At 70.6% G+C, this 17287-nt stretch carries 15 protein-coding genes; 9 read left to right on the top strand and 6 right to left on the bottom strand.

Annotation, left to right across the window (positions count from 1 at the left end):
* The first annotated feature begins 78 nt into the window (after window positions 1–78).
* The 6 genes from M1105_RS05865 (at window position 79) to M1105_RS05840 (ending at window position 5842) form a co-directional block, all read left to right on the top strand.
* Window positions 79–1311: an ABC transporter substrate-binding protein gene (locus M1105_RS05865; protein WP_249579409.1), complete on the top strand. Its 1233-nt coding sequence runs from the start codon at window positions 79–81 to the stop codon at window positions 1309–1311.
* An 85-nt stretch (window positions 1312–1396) separates the two neighbouring features.
* Window positions 1397–2269: a branched-chain amino acid ABC transporter permease gene (locus tag M1105_RS05860; RefSeq protein ID WP_249579408.1), complete on the top strand. Its 873-nt coding sequence runs from the start codon at window positions 1397–1399 to the stop codon at window positions 2267–2269.
* Window position 2270: 1 nt separating this feature from the next.
* Window positions 2271–3389, top strand: a complete 1119-nt coding sequence (locus tag M1105_RS05855) for a branched-chain amino acid ABC transporter permease (RefSeq protein WP_249579407.1) — start codon at window positions 2271–2273, stop codon at window positions 3387–3389.
* Window positions 3386–4132: an ABC transporter ATP-binding protein gene (locus tag M1105_RS05850; RefSeq protein ID WP_249579406.1), complete on the top strand. Its 747-nt coding sequence runs from the start codon at window positions 3386–3388 to the stop codon at window positions 4130–4132. The genes M1105_RS05855 and M1105_RS05850 overlap by 4 nt, the downstream gene beginning before the upstream one ends.
* Complete coding sequence (locus tag M1105_RS05845; RefSeq protein ID WP_249579405.1) at window positions 4129–4839, top strand: ABC transporter ATP-binding protein; 711 nt, start codon at window positions 4129–4131, stop codon at window positions 4837–4839. Before M1105_RS05850 ends, M1105_RS05845 begins: the two co-directional genes overlap by 4 nt.
* 37 nt (window positions 4840–4876) lie before the next feature.
* The gene (locus M1105_RS05840) at window positions 4877–5842 is read left to right on the top strand and encodes a Gfo/Idh/MocA family protein (RefSeq protein WP_249579404.1); all 966 of its coding nucleotides are present in this window, start codon (window positions 4877–4879) and stop codon (window positions 5840–5842) included.
* A 12-nt stretch (window positions 5843–5854) separates the two neighbouring features.
* Here the strand turns inward: M1105_RS05840 and M1105_RS05835 are convergent, their stop codons facing one another.
* From M1105_RS05835 to ribA, 4 genes are all read right to left on the bottom strand, one after another.
* Entirely contained in the window at window positions 5855–7150 is a 1296-nt protein-coding gene (locus tag M1105_RS05835) for an amidase (RefSeq protein ID WP_249579403.1), read from the bottom strand.
* A gap of 88 nt (window positions 7151–7238) precedes the next feature.
* Entirely contained in the window at window positions 7239–8972 is a 1734-nt protein-coding gene (locus M1105_RS05830; protein ID WP_249579402.1) for a PHA/PHB synthase family protein, read from the bottom strand.
* Between the two features lie 559 nt (window positions 8973–9531).
* Window positions 9532–10065 (bottom strand): L,D-transpeptidase family protein, encoded by a 534-nt coding sequence (locus M1105_RS05825; RefSeq protein WP_319936769.1) that lies wholly within the window; start codon window positions 10063–10065, stop codon window positions 9532–9534.
* Complete coding sequence (gene ribA / locus M1105_RS05820; protein WP_249579401.1) at window positions 10062–11165, bottom strand: GTP cyclohydrolase II; 1104 nt, start codon at window positions 11163–11165, stop codon at window positions 10062–10064. The genes M1105_RS05825 and ribA overlap by 4 nt, the downstream gene beginning before the upstream one ends.
* 216 nt (window positions 11166–11381) lie before the next feature.
* On the opposite strand from ribA, the gene M1105_RS05815 reads away from it, so the two are divergent.
* From M1105_RS05815 to M1105_RS05805, 3 genes are all read left to right on the top strand, one after another.
* Window positions 11382–12068, top strand: a complete 687-nt coding sequence (locus tag M1105_RS05815) for a response regulator transcription factor (protein WP_249579400.1) — start codon at window positions 11382–11384, stop codon at window positions 12066–12068.
* Between the two features lie 240 nt (window positions 12069–12308).
* On the top strand, window positions 12309–13097 hold the full coding sequence (locus tag M1105_RS05810) for an exodeoxyribonuclease III (RefSeq protein ID WP_249579399.1): 789 nt from the start codon (window positions 12309–12311) through the stop codon (window positions 13095–13097).
* A gap of 371 nt (window positions 13098–13468) precedes the next feature.
* Entirely contained in the window at window positions 13469–13669 is a 201-nt protein-coding gene (locus M1105_RS05805) for a Flp family type IVb pilin (RefSeq protein ID WP_249579398.1), read from the top strand.
* 104 nt (window positions 13670–13773) lie between these two features.
* On the opposite strand, the gene M1105_RS05800 is transcribed toward M1105_RS05805, so the two are convergent.
* Window positions 13774–14382, bottom strand: a complete 609-nt coding sequence (locus M1105_RS05800) for a LolA family protein (protein ID WP_249579397.1) — start codon at window positions 14380–14382, stop codon at window positions 13774–13776.
* Between the two features lie 140 nt (window positions 14383–14522).
* Window positions 14523–17279: a DNA translocase FtsK gene (locus M1105_RS05795; protein ID WP_249579396.1), complete on the bottom strand. Its 2757-nt coding sequence runs from the start codon at window positions 17277–17279 to the stop codon at window positions 14523–14525.
* Window positions 17280–17287 lie beyond the last annotated feature (8 nt).

The raw sequence follows: 17287 nt of genomic DNA, 5'->3' as shown, positions 1-17287 counted from the left end.
CCGATCCCTGCCCTTGGGGAAAGGTGGGCCCGACAATCAGCGGCCGATCCAAGGCCCAACCGTCAAGGGGAGGACATCATGACGATCTCGCGCAGATCCGCCGTCCTGGCGCTCTCGGCACTCGCGCTCGCAGCGGGCCTCGGTGAGCCGCGCACCGCCAGCGCGGCCGAGGATATCCCGGTCGGCATCCTCTTGCCGCTGTCCGGCTCGGTCGCGCCGATCGGGATCAACAACCGCCGCGGCCACGAACTCGCGATCGAGGAAATCAATGCCGCCGGCGGCATCAAGTCGCTGGGCGGCGCCAAGCTGGTCATGATCGACGGCGACACCCAGGGCAACCCGAACGTCGGCATCTCGGAGGTCGAGAAGCTCGCCCGCCGCGGCGTGGTGGCGATCATGGGGGCCTACCAGTCGGGCGTCACCTTCCCGACGACGCAGATGGCCGAGCGGCTGCGCGTCCCCTATATCGACCCCGTCGCGGTGGCGGATTCGATCACCGAAGGGCGCGGCTTCAAGTACACCTTCAAGGTCTCGCCGCTCGCCTCGTGGTATGCGCGCGACCAGGTCCGCTTCGTTCTGGACACCTCGACCGCGGCGGGCAAGCCGGCCAAGAGCGTCGTGCTGCTGCACGAGGACACGCTGTTCGGCACCTCGACCGCCGAGGGGCAGGTGAAGGCGGCCAAGGAGTTCGGCCTCGAGGTCCTCGCCGACATCTCCTACCCCAAGGACACGCCGGACATGACCTCGACGATCGCGCAGATCAAGGAACTCAATCCCGACGCTCTGCTGCTGGTCTCCTACATCAACGACGCGGTGCTGATCACCAAGACGATGAAGGAGTTGGGGGTCAATATCCCGATCATCGGCACGTCGGCCGGGCATATCGATCCTGCCTACATCACGAACCTCGGCAAGGACGCCGATCTGACCTTCACCGTCGGCGAGTGGAACGTGGACATCGAGAAGGCGGGCGCGGCCGAAATCGCCAAGCGCTTCGAGGAGAAGTTCAGCGTGCCGATGAACGGCCATGCGGCCGAGACCTACATGTCCACCATGGTGCTGCGCGACGCGCTGGAGCGGGCGGGCTCGACCGACCGCGACAAGCTGCGCGACGCGCTGGCCGAGACGAAGATCTGCGGCGACGCGAACATCCTGCCCTATGACTGCATCCGCTTCGGCGAGAGCGGCCAGTCGCCCGAGGCGCAGCTCGTGGTGCTCCAGATCATCGACGGCGTGCACAAGACCGTCTGGCCGGCCGAGGTCGCCGCCGCGCAGCCGACCTGGCCGGTGCCCGCCTGGGACGCGCGCTGAGCGCGTCTCGAGCGCATCCGGCCGGCGCGCCAGGGCACGGCGCGCCGGCCGATCCTCCCAGCCCGAGCCAGACGGAACAGCAGCCATGTCGGACGTCTATCTCCAGGCCCTGATCAGCGGGCTGATGATCGGGGGCGTCTACGCCCTCGTCGCCGTCGGGCTCACCCTGATCTTCGGCGTCATGGACATCATCAACTTCGCCCATGGCGAGTTCCTAATGTTCGGCATGTATGGCGCCTTCTTCGCCTCGGTTCTGTTCGGGATCGACCCCTATCTCAGCGCGGTGCTGGCGCTGCCGCTGTTCTTCGCGATCGGCTGGACGGTGCAGGGGGTCCTGATCCGGCCGGTGGTGGGCAAGAGCCACGCGATCCAGATACTGCTGACGCTCGGGCTTTCGCTGCTGATGCAGGCGCTGGCGCAGTTCCTGTTCTCGGCCGACTTCCAGAGCCTCAAGCTCGACTACGGCTCGGCCACCTTCGACCTTGGCGGCGCGCGGGTCAGCTACACGCGGCTTGCGGCCTTCCTGATCGCGATGGGCCTTTGTGCGGCGCTGTGGGTGTTCCTGCAGCGGACCGACACCGGCAGGGCGCTCAGGGCCTGCGCCGAGGAGCACGAGGGCGCGCTCGCCGTGGGCATCGACCTGAGGCGGATGTACAAGATCGCCTTCGGGCTTGGCATCGCCTGCGTCGCGATCGCAGGGATCGCGATGACACCGTTCTTCTACGTCGCGCCGGTGGTTGGGCCCAAGTTCACGCTGGTGGCCTTCGTCATCGTCGTCCTCGGCGGGCTCGGGAACATCCCCGGCGCGGTCGCAGGCGCCCTGATCGTGGGCGTGGTCGAGAGCGTGGGTGCGCTGGTGATGCCATCGCCGTCGCTCAAGGACCTTGGCGTCTACCTGCTGTTCATCCTGGTGCTGCTGTTCCGGCCGCAGGGCCTGTTCGGCGCCAAGGGGTCCTGAGATGGCGGGGCTGCGCGCGAACTGGTTCTATCTGATCGTGCTCGCGGGGCTGCTGATGCTGCCGCTCTTCGCGGAATCCGACGCGGTGGCGGCGGTGATGCCGCGGGGGCTCACGGGCTCGGCGCTCCTGCACGTCTTCGTGCTGATCTTCTTCTTCGCCTACATGAGCCAGGCGTGGAACATCATCGGCGGCTTCGCCGGGCAGCTGTCGATCGGCCACGCGGCGTTCTTCGGCATCGGCGCCTATGTCTCGACGATCTGCTACATCCATTTCGGCCTTACGCCGTGGCTGGGGATGATCGTCGCGGCCGCCGTGACCGGGCTGATCGGCGCGGGGCTTGGCCTCGTGAGCTTCCATTACGGGCTCAAGGGGCCGTTCTTCGCGCTCGTGACCGTGGCCTTCGCCGAGATCACGCGCCTCGTGTTGCTGCACTGGGAGTTCGTGGGGGCGGCGAACGGCATCCTGCTGCCCTTCTCGCCAGACCCCACCTTCTGGGAATTCCAGTTCACCACCAAGGAGCCATACTACTACATCGCGCTTGCGATGATGCTGGGCTCGATCGCGCTGGTGGGATGGATCGCGCGCTCGCGCTTCGGCTACTACCTCCACGCCATCCGGCAGGACGAGGACGCGGCCGAGGCCGTGGGCGTGCCGACCAAGCGCTGCAAGATACAGGCGATCGCGTTGTCGGCGGCGCTGGCGGGGCTGGGCGGGACCTTCTACGCGCAATACACCCAGTACATTGTCCCCGACGACATGGTGGTGGGCCGCGTCTCGGTCGAGATCCTGCTCGGCGCCGTGATCGGGGGGGCGGGCACCGTGATGGGGCCCATCGTCGGCGCCTTCATCCTCATCCCGGTGGGCGAGGCCACGCGCGTGATCTTCGAGGGCGGCGGCACCGGGACATCGCTGTCGGCCCTGATCGCCAGCGACATGGGCTTTGCGGACAAGTTCCTCGCCTACCTGGACTACCTCGCGGCGGGCGGCGGCGGCGGGCTCGCGATCATCCTCTACGGCTTCCTGCTGATGGCGGTCGTGCTGGGGATGCCGGGGGGTGTGCTGCCCTGGCTCGCGGGGCTGAGGGCGCGCGCCGCGCGCAGGACGAGGGCGCGGTCATGAGCCTGCTCGAGGCCCGCAGCGTCACCCGCCGCTTCGGCGGCCTCACGGCGGTCAACGCCGTCGATTTCCGGGTCGAGACGGGCGAGATCGTCGGCCTCATCGGCCCGAACGGCGCGGGCAAGACGACCTTCTTCAACCTGATCTCGGGCTTCCTGCGGCCGGACGAGGGCGACGTGCTGTTCGACGGGCACAGCATCCTCGGCCACAAGCCCTCCGACATCTGCAAGCGCGGCATGACGCGCACCTTTCAGATCGTGAAGCCCTTCCCCGAGATGACGGTGACCGACAACGTGCTGGTCGGCGCCTTCAACCACCATGGCGACACCGGCGCCGCGCTCGCCAAGGCGCGCTCGGTGATCGAGCTGGTGGGCCTTGGCCCGCAGGCCGGCAAGCTCGGCCGCGAGCTGACGGTCGCCGGCCGCAAGCGGGTCGAGCTTGCCAAGGCGCTGGCGACCGAGCCGAAGCTGATGCTGCTCGACGAGGTGATGGCCGGGCTCACCCCGTCCGAGGTCGGCGCGATGATCGAGGTCCTGGGCCGCGTCCGGGACGCCGGCGTGACCATGGTCATCGTCGAGCATGTGATGCAGGTGATCATGAACCTCTCGGACCGAATCTATGTCCTCCACCATGGCGAGGCGATCGCCGAGGGCCCGCCGCGCGAGATCGTCGCGAACCCGCGGGTGATGGAGGCCTATCTCGGCGAGAGCTTCGTGGCCGAGGCGGGCGCGGAGCCGGCGACATGAGCGTGCTGGGGATTTCCGGCCTGCACACCGGCTATGGCGACGTGCCGATTCTGCACGGCCTCGACCTCGCGATCGACGAGGGCATGATCGGCGCCGTCGTCGGCGCGAACGGCGCGGGCAAGACCACCATGATGCGCGCCGTTGCCGGCATCCTGCCCGCCTGGCGCGGCGAGATCCGGCTCGACGGCATGCGGCTCGACGGGCTGCCCTCGGGCAAGCGAGTCGAGGCCGGCGTCATCCTCGTGCCCGAGGGGCGCAAGCTGTTCCCCTCGATGAGCGTGCGCGAGAACCTCGAGCTCGGCTCGCTCCACCCGCGGGCGAAGGCAGCACGGGCGCGGACGCTGGAACAGGTCTTCGAGATCTTCCCGCGGCTGCGCGAGCGCGAGGGGCAGCGTGCCGGCACGCTCTCGGGTGGCGAGCAGCAGATGTGCGCGATTGGCCGCGGCCTGATGGGCCTGCCGCGGGTGCTGATGCTGGACGAGCCATCGCTCGGCCTTGCGCCGATCGTGGTCGAGACGATCTTCGACGTGGTGCGTCGGATCCGCGCGGAAGGCGTGACCGTCCTTATGGTCGAGCAGAACGTGCGCCACGCTCTGGCCCTGTCGGACCGCGCCTGGGTGCTCGAGCACGGCCGGATCGAGATCGAGGGCGCCGGGCGCGAGATGCTCTCGGACGAGCGCGTGCGGCGCGCCTACCTGGGAATGTGAGCCGGGCCGCCCTGGCGCGGTGCCGCGGGAGATGGACATGGCCAAGACCTACGGCGTCGCCATCATCGGGCTGGGCGTGATCGGCCGACGGATGCTGACCAACATGCCGCAACAGGGGCGGCTCGCGATCGTCGGCGGCTGGGATCTCGACCCCGCGGCCTGCGCGCGCGCCGCCGCGGATTTCCCCGGCCTCGCCATCGCCGCGAGCGCCGAGGCGCTGATCGGCTCGCCGCAGGTCGATGCCGTCTATATCGGCGTCCCGCCGCGCGCCCATGGCCTCTACGCCCGCGCCGCCATCGCTGCCGGCAAGGCGGTGTTCTGCGAGAAGCCGCTCGGCGTCGATCTCGCGGATAGCCGCGCGCTGGTCGAGGTCGCGCGCGAGGCGGGGGCGGTGCAGGCGGTGAACCTCTCGCTCGCGGCCGCGCGCGGCGTGAGCGCGATGCGCGCGGCGCTGGCCGAGGGCAGCCTCGGCCCGGTGGCGGGCGCCGACATCCGGCTGCATTTCACGCGCTGGCCGCGCGGCTGGCAGGCGTCGGCCAGCTGGCTGGCCGGGCGCGCCGAGGGCGGCTTCACCCGCGAGGTGGCCACCCATTTCCTCTATCTCGCCGACGCGCTGTTCGGGCCGGGCGAGCTGATCGCGGCCTCGGCCGCCTATCCCGGCGACGACGGGCGGGCCGAGACGCATGTGCTGGCGCAGCTCGATTTCGGCGGCGTGCCGGTCACGCTCGCGGGCTCGGTCGGCGGCGCCGGGCCCGACCTCGTGGAATTCACGCTTTGGGGCGAGCGCCGGTCGCTGCGGCTGAGCGACTTCTACCGCCTCTCGGCTTCGGCCGGCGAGGGGTGGGAGAATGCCCTGCCGGAGATCGGCAATCCCGCGCTCGACGCCTACATGCTGCAACTGGACGAGCTAGTGCGGATGCTCGATGGCGAGGCCCATGTCCTGCCGGACTTCGCCACGGCCTTGCGCGTGCAGGAACTGGTCGAGGGCATCCTCGCGGACTGAGCGGCGGCGCGCTCAGACCGGTTCGACCCCCGCGTCGAGGCCCAGCACATGCCCCACCCAGCCCAGATGCGACAGGAAGGCGGCATCGCGCCGGAAGGCGCCGACAAGCTGCACCCCCACCGGCATGCCATTCGGTCCGCTGGCTGCGGGCAGCGTGGCGCAGGGGCCCAGCAGCACCGTCCACATGCGGTTGAACAGCGGGTCGCCGGTGGTCTCGAGGCCGCGCGGCGCCTCGCCCTTCGCGGCCGGGGCCAGCACGACGTCCACATGGCCGAACAGCCGTGCCAGCGTCGCATGGCACGATTCCGCCAGCATCCGCGCGTCGGCCAGCGCCTCGGCCGGGATCGCCTCGCCGCGCGCCAGCACCTCGCGAAGCTGCGGGCTCAACCGGTCGCGGTCCGAGCGCCACTCCAGCGCCAGCGCCGCGACCGCCCCGGCCGCGAAGATCGCGTCCTGCGCCCCGGCCAGCCGCGCGAAGCCCTCGGGCAGCGCGGGCTCGCTCACCTCGGCCCCTGCCGCTGCAAGCCGGGCTGCCACGGCCTCGACGGCCGCGCGCGTCTCGGGCTCGGCCTCGTGCCAGTGCGCGGTGCGGACCAGGGCGACGCGCGGGGCCGAGCCGTGCTGCACCGGCACGCGCTCGCCCGAAAGGGTCTCGAACCACAGGACGGCGTCGGCCACGCTGCGGGCAAAGACCCCGAGCGAGTCGAGCGCCGCCGCCAGCGGCTTGACGCCAGTCAGCGGCAGCCGCCCCTGGCTCGCCTTGAAGCCCACCACCCCGCAGAACGCCGCCGGGCGGATCACCGAGCCCACCGTCTGCGTGCCCAGCGCCAGCGGCGCCATGCCAGCGGCGACCGCCGCGGCCGAGCCGCTCGACGAGCCGCCCGGCGTGCGGTTCGGATCATGCGGGTTGCGCGTCTTTCCGGGTCGGAAGGTCGCGAACTCGGTGGTCACGGTCTTGCCGAGGATCACCGCCCCCGCGCCCCGCAGCCGCGCCACGCAGTCGGCATCGCGCGTCGGGCGATGGCCCGCATAGATCTCCGAGCCATAAGCCGTGGGCATGTCGGCGGTTTCGATGATGTCCTTGACTGCCACCGGCACGCCGTGGAGCGGGCCATGCGGGGTCTCGGCGTCGCGCGCGCGGGCCTCGGCGAGCGCCGCATCGGCGTCGAGCCACTCCCAGGCACCGACGGTGCCGTCCCGCGCGGCGATGCGTTCGAGGCAGGCACGCACCGCGGCCTCGCTGGTCAGCGTGCCGGCGCGGATCCGCGCGGCCATCTCGGTTGCGGTAAGGCTCCAAGACGCGGCCATCCGACGCCTCCCGTCGCAGATCCCGCACCTCGGGGGATCGCGGCGATCCTAGCGCGCCGGCGCGGCCCGCGCCAAGCGCCGTGGCCGGTCAGGTCATCAGCACGTAGCTGCCGGGCGCGTCCGGCAGGCCCGGCTCGGCCGCGAGGCCCAGCCCCGGCGGCACCGCCAGCGCGCCTGAATGGCGCGCGAGCCATTCGGTCCAGGCGGGCCACCACGACCCCTCGTGCTGCGCGGCCTTCTGGAGCCATTCGTCCGGCGACAGGTGATTGGCGTCGCGTCCGCGGGTTCGGATGCGATAGCGCCGCCGCGGGTGGCCGGGTTCGGCCACCACGCCCGCGTTGTGGCCGCCATTGGTCAGCACGAAGGTCGCCTCGGTGTCGGTCTGCTGGTGCACCTTGAAGGCCGAGCGCCAGGGCGCGACGTGGTCGGTCTCGGTGCCCACGGCGAAGATCGGCACGCGGATGTCGCCCAGCGAGACGGGCCGCCCCTCGACCTCGTACTTTCCGGCCGAGAGCTCGTTCTCGAGGAACAGCTTGCGCAGGTATTCCGAATGCATCCGGTAGGGCATGCGCGTGCTGTCGGCGTTCCAGGCCATGAGGTCGTTCATCCGGTCGCGCTCGCCCATCAGGTAGGTGCGCAGCATCCGAGACCAGATCAGGTCGTTCGAGCGCAGGATCTGGAAGGCCCCCGACATCTGCTTCGAGTCGAGGAAGCCCTGCTCCCACATCATGTCCTCTAGGAAGGTGACCTCGCTCTCGCTGATGAACAGCATCAGCTCGCCCGCATCCGAAAAGTCGCTCTGCGCCGCGAAATAGCTGATGGTTCCCAGCCGCTGGTCGCCGTCGCGCGCCATCGCCGCCGCGGCGATCGACAGGAGCGTGCCGCCCAGGCAATAGCCCACCGCGTGCACCTTCTCGCCCGGGCAGACCTGCCCGACCGCGTCAAGCGCGGCCATCGGCCCCAGCCTGCGGTAGTCCTCCATGCCGAGGTCGCGGTCCTCGGGCCCCGGGTTGCGCCACGAGATCATGAAGACGGTGAAGCCCTGTTCGGTCAGGTACTTCACCATCGAGTTCGCGGGGCTCAGGTCGAGGATGTAGTACTTCATGATCCAGGCGGGCACGATCAGCACCGGCTCGGGCCGCACCTTGTCGGTCGCGGGGGCATACTGGATCAGCTCGATCAGGCGGTTGCGGTAGATCACCTTGCCCGGCGTGATGGCGACGTCGCGGCCGACCTCGAAGGCCTCGGCCCCGACCGGGGGCTTGCCGGCAACGGCGCGGTCGAAATCCTCGACGAAGTTCTGCATCCCGCGGACCAGGTTCTGCCCCAGCTCGTCGCGGGTGCGGGCCAGCAGTTCGGGATTGGTCGGCAGGAAGTTCGACGGCGAGAACACGTCGAGGATCTGCCGCGCCGCGAACTCGACGCCGCGCTCGTGGTGGCGGGTGACGCCGCGCACGCCCGTGGTCGCGTTGTGCCACCACTGCTGGGTCAGCAGGAAGCTCTGGTAGATCAGGTTGAAGGGCGGCTCCTGCCAGCTCTCATGCGCGAAACGCCGATCCTGCGCCAGCGGCTCGATGCAGGCCTCCGCCGTCCCGCCCGAGAGTGCGCAGTCGCAGGCATGGCGGTGCAGGCGCATGGCTTTGCGCAGGGCCTTGGACACGAGCTGGCTCTGCTTGCCGGGCGACGTGGCGAGGTGGATCGCCCAATCTGCCCATGTCGCCCACATCGCCGCGGGCGACAGGCCAGCCGTCGTGCGCGCGATCAGGGCGCGTGTGGCGTGATCCATGATCTCGCCCGCGGCGGTGACCGAGTAGCTGTCCATCTGCGACTCGGGCGGCAGGGGAATCGGCCTTGGGAATGCGGGTCCCGTCGCGCTCCCGGCCTGCCGCGCCGGGGCGCGCCTCTGCGTTCGGGCGAGGCTGCGGGCCATGATGTCCTCCGTCCTGCTTCTGGCTTCCCTATAGCCCTGCACGCGCGTGGCGCATTGATGCAGCGCAAGAGCGCCCGCCGCCACATCGGCCGTCGCGCGGGAACGGCCCCACGGCCCGGCTGTGCATCCGCATGTGCTGCCACGTCCGCTTCGGCGGCGGGCATCGAGACCCAGCGGAGCCAGGCCCGATCATCCCTGCGTCAGCCGTCGGCCCGAACGCATGAGCCGCACGATCGAGGGTGAGACCCGCGAACGCGGTCATTCCGACAGCTACGGCCGGCCCCGCCGGAACGTCATCGGCGTACGCGAATTTGGACGCCGGCCCGGGCCGCTGCAAGGGCCGGTCCCCCGTGCATACCTCCGTAGGCCCTGCGCTTCAGGCTCGGATCGAAGCAGCCTCGATCCAATCCACCGAATGTTGCGACCGACCACCGGGCGCGGGCCGCGGCCGTCAGAGCCCGCCGCGCGGGCGCACGATCAGCCGCGAGCGCATGCCCCAGCGCCGCAGGATCCAGTCGAGATCGGCGCGGCGGAAGGCGACGCAGCCGGCCGTCGGGTGGCGCGGCTTGCGCCACAGATGCACGAAGATCGCCGAGCCCGCGCCCGGCACCACGGGCGCCGCGTTGTGGTCGGTGGCGGCACAGATGTCATAGAGCCTGTCACCGCGCGCCATCCGGTCGGCTGGGAAGGCGTGCGGGAGCCGGACCGGGCGGTTGTAGGCCGGATCGGCGGGATCCTCGGCCCAGCCCTGCTGCGGGCCGAGCGGCCGGGCGGCGAGCAAGCTGCGCGGCTGGCGCGCGCGGTCGGCGCGCCAGTAGAGGGCGGCGAGCCGCCATGTGCCTTCGGGCGTCGCAAGGTCGCCCTCGCGCTTCCAGGCCGCGGGCAGCGTGCCGCCTCGCCCGAGCGCGCACGGCATCCGCCGGCCCATGAAGCGCGCGCCCCAGGGGCCGACGACGAGGTCGCGCGGGCCCGGCGGGCGGCTCACAGCAGGTGCCCGCTCTTCCGCGCCTTGGTGGCGAGATAGCGGGCGTTGTGACGGTTGAGGCCAACCCGGAGCGCCACCCGCTCCGCCACGCGGATGCCCGAGGCTTCCATCATCGCGATCTTGCCGGGGTTGTTGGTCATCAGCCGCACGGCCGAGAAGCCCATCGCCCCGAGGATGGCCGCGCCCAGCCGGAAGTCGCGCTCGTCGTCCTCGAAGCCGAGTCGGTGGTTCGCCTCGACGGTGTCGTAGCCCTGATCCTGCAGCGCATAGGCGCGCATCTTGTTGGCGAGCCCGATCCCCCGCCCTTCCTGGTTCATGTAGAGGAGGACGCCCGCCCCCTCGGCCGCGATCTGGTCCATGGCCGCGGCAAGCTGGGGGCCGCAGTCGCATTTGAGCGAGCCGATCACGTCGCCGGTGAAGCAGGCCGAATGGAGCCGCGCGAGCACCGGGCGGTCGCGCGGGGGCTGGCCGATCTCGATGGCGTAATGCTCCTCGGCGCCATCGTCGGGGCGGAAGACATGGACCCGGCCGGCCTCGGCGAAGCGGGTGGGGACGCGGGCGCCCGAGACCTCGCGAAGGCGGATCGTGGCGGCGGCGGCCTCCTCGACGGTCTCGGCGGTGAGGCCGGTGAGGCTCGCGCCGTCAGCAATGCGTCGCACGGCTTCGGCCTCGCGCCAGACCGCGACCACCGCCGCGGGCAGGAGGCGCGCCTGCTTGGCCAGCACCAGTGCCAGCGCATGCAACTCGCACGGCCCCTCGCGGCGCGTGGCGTAGGGACCCTTCAGCGGATGAGCGAGGTCGAGGCTGGGATCGGCGGTCGCCATGACCCACGCGGCATCTGCCTCTCCCGGCACCACGATGCGCGCGAGCTCGCCGTCATAGGCGCGCGCCTTCAGCGTCTCGGCCCGCCGGTGCGTGACGGCGAGGTCGAGCGCATCGGGCGCGAGCCCGCGAAGATCCGCGAGCCGCGCGTCGGACAGGGTCTCGGCCGCCATCACCAGCGCGCCCCCGGTGCGCCCAAGCAGCGCGATGGGTGCCCCGATCCGCAGGTCCGCGCGGGCGCGCGATACCAGTTCCTCCCCGCTGAGCGAGAGCGCCATGTCCGCCGGTCCCCTTGCCTCGTGCGACGCTATATAGGAACAGCACGCGGTCGATTCCCAGATGCGCCACGGTGGCCTTGTAACAAAGCTCGCGACAGCTTGCAGCGGCCACACGGATCGGTGAGAGATTGACGAAAGACATAGGATTACGAAAGGCTATCCACCATCTTCCGTTTGGAACGGTCGGTCAAAGGGCCGGGTGGTAAGGAGGAAGCGATGGCGGTGTCGAAGAAGATCCTGCTGGTCGACGATGATGGCGACCTGCGCGAGGCACTGGCCGAGCAGCTGATGATGATCGACGAGTTCGACGTCTACGAGGCCGGTAGCGGCGCCGAGGGCATCGAGCGCGCCAAGGACGAGCTGCACGACCTCATCATCCTGGACGTGGGTCTGCCCGACATGGACGGGCGCGAGGTCTGCCGCCGGATGCGGCGCGAGGGCATCCGCTGCCCGGTCCTGATGCTGACCGGCCACGGCACGGACGCCGACCAGATCCTGGGGCTGGATGCGGGCGCGAACGACTACGTGGCCAAGCCCTTCAAGTTCCCGGTGCTCCTGGCGCGCATCCGTGCCCAGCTGCGCCAGCACGAGCAGTCCGAGGATGCGGTCTTCCTGATCGGGCCCTACAGCTTCCGCCCCAGCGCCAAGGTGCTGGTCGACGAGCAGGACCGCAAGATCCGGCTGACCGAGAAGGAGACGAACATCCTCAAGTTCCTCTATCGCGCGGGAGGGCGGGCGGTCGACCGCGACACGCTCTTGCGCGAGGTCTGGGGCTACAATGCCGGCGTCACCACCCACACGCTCGAGACGCATGTCTACCGCCTGCGCCAGAAGATCGAGCCCGACCCGCAGAACGCGCGCATCCTGATCACGGAGAGCGGCGGCTACCGGCTTGGAATGTGATCGGCAGGGGGTTGAAGGACGGCCGTCACGAGACCATCTCACGCTCATCGGCAGCGGCTCCCCCCAACGTACTGCTGCCGGCGGGCGGATCCCCCTCATTCCGCCCGCATGCCCCATAAGGGCGGCGCCCGGTGCTCCCCCCGCACCGGGCGCTTTCTTTTGCGCCGCGCCCGAAAGGGCTTGAGCCGCCCCCTTGCGCGGGCCATGCTCCGCCCCCGCTGGGAGATGGGTGCGAGGAACATGCCGGTCACGATTTCGACGTGGAATATCAACTCGGTGCGCCTGCGCGCGGGACTGGTTGCGCGACTCCTTTCCGAGGAGCGGCCGGACATCCTGTGCCTGCAGGAGACGAAATCGCCGGTCGATAAGATCCCCTTCGAGGTGTTCGCCGAACTTGGCTACGTGCACGCGGTGGCGCGTGGGCAGAAAGGCTACAACGGCGTCGCGATCCTCTCGCGCGTGCCGATCGAGGACGCAGGCTCGATCGACTGGTGCGGCAAGGGCGATGCGCGTCATGTCGCCGCACGGCTGCTGGGCGGGGTGCTGCTGCACAACCTCTACATCCCCGCCGGGGGCGACGAGCCCGACGCCGCGATCAACCCGAAATTCGCCCACAAGCTCGCCTTCCTCGATGAACTGGCCCGGTGGGGCGAGCGGCTGCGCGACCCCGCGATCCTGGTTGGCGACCTCAACATCGCGCCGCTCGAGGACGATGTGTGGTCTCACAAGCAGCTCCTGAGGGTCGTCAGCCACACTCCGGTCGAGGTGGACGGGCTCGGGCGCGCGCAGGGCGAGGGCGGCTGGACCGACGTGACGCGCGCCGACATCCCGGCGCCGGAGAAGCTCTATTCCTGGTGGTCCTATCGTGCCCGCGACTGGGACGCGGCCGACCGCGGCCGCAGGCTCGACCACATCTGGTCTCGCGGGGGCGTCCCGGCCGTGCCCGGCTCAAGCCGCATCCTGCGGGCGTGGCGCGGCGCCGAGCAGCCCTCGGACCACGTGCCGGTGATGGCGAGCTTCGACATCTGAGAGCCGGCCGCGACCGCGCCCCACTGGCCTCCCTGACGCGACCGACGCGCACCCGCCACGCGGCGAGAGCCGAGGCCCGCGGCGCTCCCGTCTGCCGGGACCGCCGGCGCTTGACCCTCGGACCGAGGTGCCGGCCCGCCCGCCGGGCAGCATCCGGCCGCCGCCGCGGGCGGCCCTTGCCGGTCTGTGGCGTTCCTGACGCAGGAATCCCTGAACGGTGCAGCGGAATCCAAAAACGGGACTAGAGCGGGGCTGCACTCGTGTTAGGGTTGTGTTATCGAAGAGCCTGTAAAGCGAGTGTGCGTAGCCTGCCTGACGTGTAGAGCCGCCCGGCGTCGTGTGACCTGGGCATGTGTAAAGTGGAGAGTTACATGTTTTTCGTTCGCAGATTCCTCCGCGAGGAAGACGGCGTGGTGACCATCGAGTGGGTCGCCTTGGGCGCAGGGGTTGTGGTTCTGGCCCTTGGGATCGTCATCGCGCTCGATCCCGCGATCGGCGCGGTGGTTGTGGGCATCGCCGACACGATCGGACAGGTGTCGTCGGACCTCGCCGACAAGGCCGTCAACGGCTGAGACAAGTCCCGACGCGGCGCCGGCCCGTGATGGCCGGCTGATGAATGCGGGCGGCATGGGCACCCCCCCTTGCCGCCGGATCGTCGCCGGCGCCGGGGCGCATGTCAGTTGCGCGCGGGCTCGGCGATGAAGAACTTCTCGCCGTCGATGTCGACATTCGCGCGCAGCTCGGACAGCGCGATCGTGGTCGTGAGGCCCTGCGCATCGACCACCACCCATTGGCGCAGTTCCAGCGGATTGTCGCTGAAGATCATGGTGATCGAGCCCTGGTCCGGCGCGTCGGGGTCGATCGCACGCACGCGGATCTGGCCGTCCGAGCGCTCCATCGCCGTGACCACGCCCTCGCGCCTGAGGTCGACGCGGTCGCGCAGCAGGATGTCGAGGGGCGTCTGGCCCAGCGGCACGCGGTCCAGCGTCTCGAGCGAGCGGTCGTAGATGCCCACCCAGGTGCCGTCGGCGACGATCAGCGCCGGGTTCGGCAGGTCGTACTCGAAACGCACCCGCCCGGGGCGCCGCATCCAGAAGGTGCCGGTCGACAGGTCGCCATCCGGGCCGACCTGAACGAATTCGCCCGTCAGCGTGGTGGTGCCGTTGAGATAGTTGGTGATCCGCGCGAGGTCGCGCGCATCCACGCCCTGCGCCCCGGCGAGGCCCGCCGCCGCCAGCATCATGGCCCCGCCAAGGGTGCCGAGGATGAAATCGCGTCGTTTCATGCCACCTGTCTCTTGACTGCCCCTTGCCGGATTGAACGGCTGGCGCGGGCATTCCGTTGCCGGCGCGCACCGCGTACGGGCCGCGGCCCGCTTGTGCGGGGCCGGGCCACCCGAGTCAAGGGCCGCGCCCCGGCGGTGCCTCAACGCTCCTCGATCAGGATCTCGCGCTTGCCGACCGCGTTGGCCGGGCTGACGACGCCCTGGTTCTCCATCATCTCGACCAGCCGCGCGGCCTTGTTGTAGCCGATCGCAAGCTTGCGCTGGATGTAGCTGGTCGAGCACTTGCGGTCGCGCGCGACGATGGCCACGGCCCGGTCGTAGAGCTCGTCGTCCGAGTCGCCGGGTTGGGCGAGGCCGAGCTTCTCGTCGACGATCGCCTGGACCTCGTCGTCGGCCCCCTCGGTCACGGCGCCGACATAGTCGGGCTGGCCCTGCGCCTTGAGGTGGCGCACGATCTCCTCGACCTCCTCGTCGGACACGAATGGCCCGTGCACGCGCCGGATGCGCCCGCCACCAGCCATGTAGAGCATGTCGCCCTGGCCCAGGAGCTGCTCGGCCCCCTGCTCGCCGAGGATGGTGCGGCTGTCGATCTTCGAGGTGACCTGGAAGCTGATGCGGGTCGGGAAGTTCGCCTTGATCGTGCCGGTGATGACGTCGACCGACGGGCGTTGGGTCGCCATGATCAGGTGTATGCCGGAGGCGCGCGCCATCTGGGCGAGGCGCTGGATGCAGGCCTCGATCTCTTTCCCTGCCACCATCATCAGGTCGGCCATCTCGTCGACGATGACGACGATGAAGGGCATTTCCTCGGGCTCGAAGAACTCGGTCTCGTAGATCGGCTCGCCCGTGGTCTCGTCGAAGCCGGTCTGGATGGTGCGGCTGAACTCCTCGCCCTTGTCCAGCGCGTCGCGGACGCGCGCGTTGTAGCCGTCGATGTTGCGCACCCCCATCTTCGACATCTTGCGGTAGCGCTCCTCCATCTCGGCCACCACCCATTTGAGGGCGACGATCGCCTTCTTGGGGTCGGTGACGACGGGGGCGAGCAGGTGCGGGATGTTGTCGTAGACGCTGAGTTCCAGCATCTTGGGGTCGATCATGATCAGCCGGCACTGCTGCGGGCTCAGCTTGTAGAGCAGCGAAAGGATCATGGTGTTGATGGCCACCGACTTGCCCGAGCCGGTGGTGCCCGCGATCAGCAGGTGCGGCATCTTGGCGAGATTCGCGACCACCGGCCGCCCCTCGATGTCCTTGCCGAGTACGAGGGACAGCATCACCCGGCCGTCGCCGTATTCGGGGGTCTCGATCACCTCGCGCAGCCAGACCTTCTCGCGCTCGGCATTCGGCAGTTCGATGCCGATGACCGAGCGCCCCGGCACCGTCGAGACGCGGGCCGAGAGCGCCGACATCGACCGGGCGATGTCGTCCGAGAGGCCGATGACGCGCGAGGCCTTCAGCCCCGGCGCGGGCTCGAGCTCGTAGAGCGTGACCACCGGCCCCGCCTTAACGGCCGTGATCTCGCCGCGCACGCCGTAATCCTCGAGCACGGTCTCGAGCATCCGGGCGTTTTCCTCAAGCGCCGCCTGAGACATCTGCGGGCGCTGGATCGCGATGGGCTTGGCCAGCAGCGCCAGCGGCGGGGGCGCATAGCCCTCGGCGTCGCCGTCGAACAGCGTGGGCTGGGCCTCGCGCTCGGCGCGCCGGCTCTTGCGGGGAAGACGCTGGCTGCCCACCCCGGCGACGGCCGGGCGGCTGGGCGGCAGGTCGTCGTCCTCGTCCTCCCACGCCTCGGCGGCTGCGGGGGCGGTTCCGGCCGCGTTGAGCGAGCGGATGGCGGCGGAAAGCGCGCGGTCGTCGCCGGCGGGACCGGCGGGCGCCGCGGGGGATGCGGGGGCGGCGACCTGCGGTTCGGCAGGGCGGCGGGCAAGCTCGGGCTCGCGGCGGCGCAGGGCGCTCGCGACCGGCGGTTCGTCGATGGCGTCGAGGCGACCGAGCGGGCGATCGGCCGCAGGCTCGTCCCCGCGCCCGGTCAGGCGGCGCGCGAGGGCGCCAAGGCCGAAGCCGCGGCGCGCGGGGGCGGATGGCACTGCCGTGTCGTCCGCCTCGTCCCCGGCGGGCTCGGCATCCGGCGCGGCGCCTCCGGGCCTGCGCCAGCTGCCAGTCGGGCGCGCGGGTTCGAGGCGCTCCGAGCGGGGCAGGGCGGGTTCGGCCGGGGCTGGGCGACGCGCGAGGCTCAGCGCGGCCCGCAGCCCGCGCCCGAGGATGCGCAACAGGCGGTGGAGCACCGCGGCCAGCGAATGCCACAGCCAGCCCAGGATCGCCCGCGTCTCCGCCCCCGAGAGGCCGAGCGCGAAGCCGAGGACGCCCAGCGCCACCAGCGCCGCGCCCAGCGTCCCCCACAGCACCGCCTGCGGCGACAGCGCCGGCAGAAGGCCTAGCAGCGCATGGCCCGCCTCGTCGCCCACCATGCCGCCAAGGCCGAGCGAAAGCTGCCAGCCCGCCCAGGGCGCGTGCAACGCGGCGAATATCGACACGAGCGCGACCGCCACGGGCATGGCAAGGAGGCGCACCCAGATCCGTTCCTCGCCGCGCCCGAAGGCGAAGCGCCAGCCCCAGACGCCCAGGAGCACCGCGACCGCCCAGGCGCCGAGCCCCAGCGCCTGCATGACCGGCGCCGCAACCATTGCGCCCAGCGGCCCCAGCCAGTTCGCGGGCGGCTTGGGCGTCGCGCTGAAGAAGCTGGGATCGGTCGCGTCGAAGCTGGCGAGCGCCAGCGCCAGCGCCACCGCCAGCACGAGCACGAGCGACCCACCCGCGCGTTTCAGCACGGCCCGAAGCGCGCGGCCCGCGCCGCTGCCCGCACGCCCGCTGTCCTCGCCCATGCCCCAGATCAGCGCCATGCCTCCCG

The sequence above is a fragment of the Thermohalobaculum sediminis genome, assembly GCF_023487995.1.
Lineage (GTDB): Bacteria > Pseudomonadota > Alphaproteobacteria > Rhodobacterales > Rhodobacteraceae > Thermohalobaculum > Thermohalobaculum sediminis.
Note: the sequence above shows the minus strand (reverse complement) of the source record. Positions and strands in the feature narration are given on the sequence as shown.

What these genes read in the sequence shown, in the direction of transcription:
- M1105_RS05865 (WP_249579409.1), top strand. Translation starts at nt 79, where the DNA reads ATGACGATCTCGCGCAGATCCGCCGTCCTGGCGCTCTCGGCACTCGCG.
- M1105_RS05860 (WP_249579408.1), top strand. Translation starts at nt 1,397, where the DNA reads ATGTCGGACGTCTATCTCCAGGCCCTGATCAGCGGGCTGATGATCGGG.
- M1105_RS05855 (WP_249579407.1), top strand. Translation starts at nt 2,271, where the DNA reads ATGGCGGGGCTGCGCGCGAACTGGTTCTATCTGATCGTGCTCGCGGGG.
- M1105_RS05850 (WP_249579406.1), top strand. Translation starts at nt 3,386, where the DNA reads ATGAGCCTGCTCGAGGCCCGCAGCGTCACCCGCCGCTTCGGCGGCCTC.
- M1105_RS05845 (WP_249579405.1), top strand. Translation starts at nt 4,129, where the DNA reads ATGAGCGTGCTGGGGATTTCCGGCCTGCACACCGGCTATGGCGACGTG.
- M1105_RS05840 (WP_249579404.1), top strand. Translation starts at nt 4,877, where the DNA reads ATGGCCAAGACCTACGGCGTCGCCATCATCGGGCTGGGCGTGATCGGC.
- M1105_RS05835 (WP_249579403.1), bottom strand. Translation starts at nt 7,150, where the DNA reads ATGGCCGCGTCTTGGAGCCTTACCGCAACCGAGATGGCCGCGCGGATC.
- M1105_RS05830 (WP_249579402.1), bottom strand. Translation starts at nt 8,972, where the DNA reads ATGGACAGCTACTCGGTCACCGCCGCGGGCGAGATCATGGATCACGCC.
- ribA (WP_249579401.1), bottom strand. Translation starts at nt 11,165, where the DNA reads ATGGCGCTCTCGCTCAGCGGGGAGGAACTGGTATCGCGCGCCCGCGCG.
- M1105_RS05815 (WP_249579400.1), top strand. Translation starts at nt 11,382, where the DNA reads ATGGCGGTGTCGAAGAAGATCCTGCTGGTCGACGATGATGGCGACCTG.
- M1105_RS05810 (WP_249579399.1), top strand. Translation starts at nt 12,309, where the DNA reads ATGCCGGTCACGATTTCGACGTGGAATATCAACTCGGTGCGCCTGCGC.
- M1105_RS05805 (WP_249579398.1), top strand. Translation starts at nt 13,469, where the DNA reads ATGTTTTTCGTTCGCAGATTCCTCCGCGAGGAAGACGGCGTGGTGACC.
- M1105_RS05800 (WP_249579397.1), bottom strand. Translation starts at nt 14,382, where the DNA reads ATGAAACGACGCGATTTCATCCTCGGCACCCTTGGCGGGGCCATGATG.
- M1105_RS05795 (WP_249579396.1), bottom strand. Translation starts at nt 17,279, where the DNA reads ATGGCGCTGATCTGGGGCATGGGCGAGGACAGCGGGCGTGCGGGCAGC.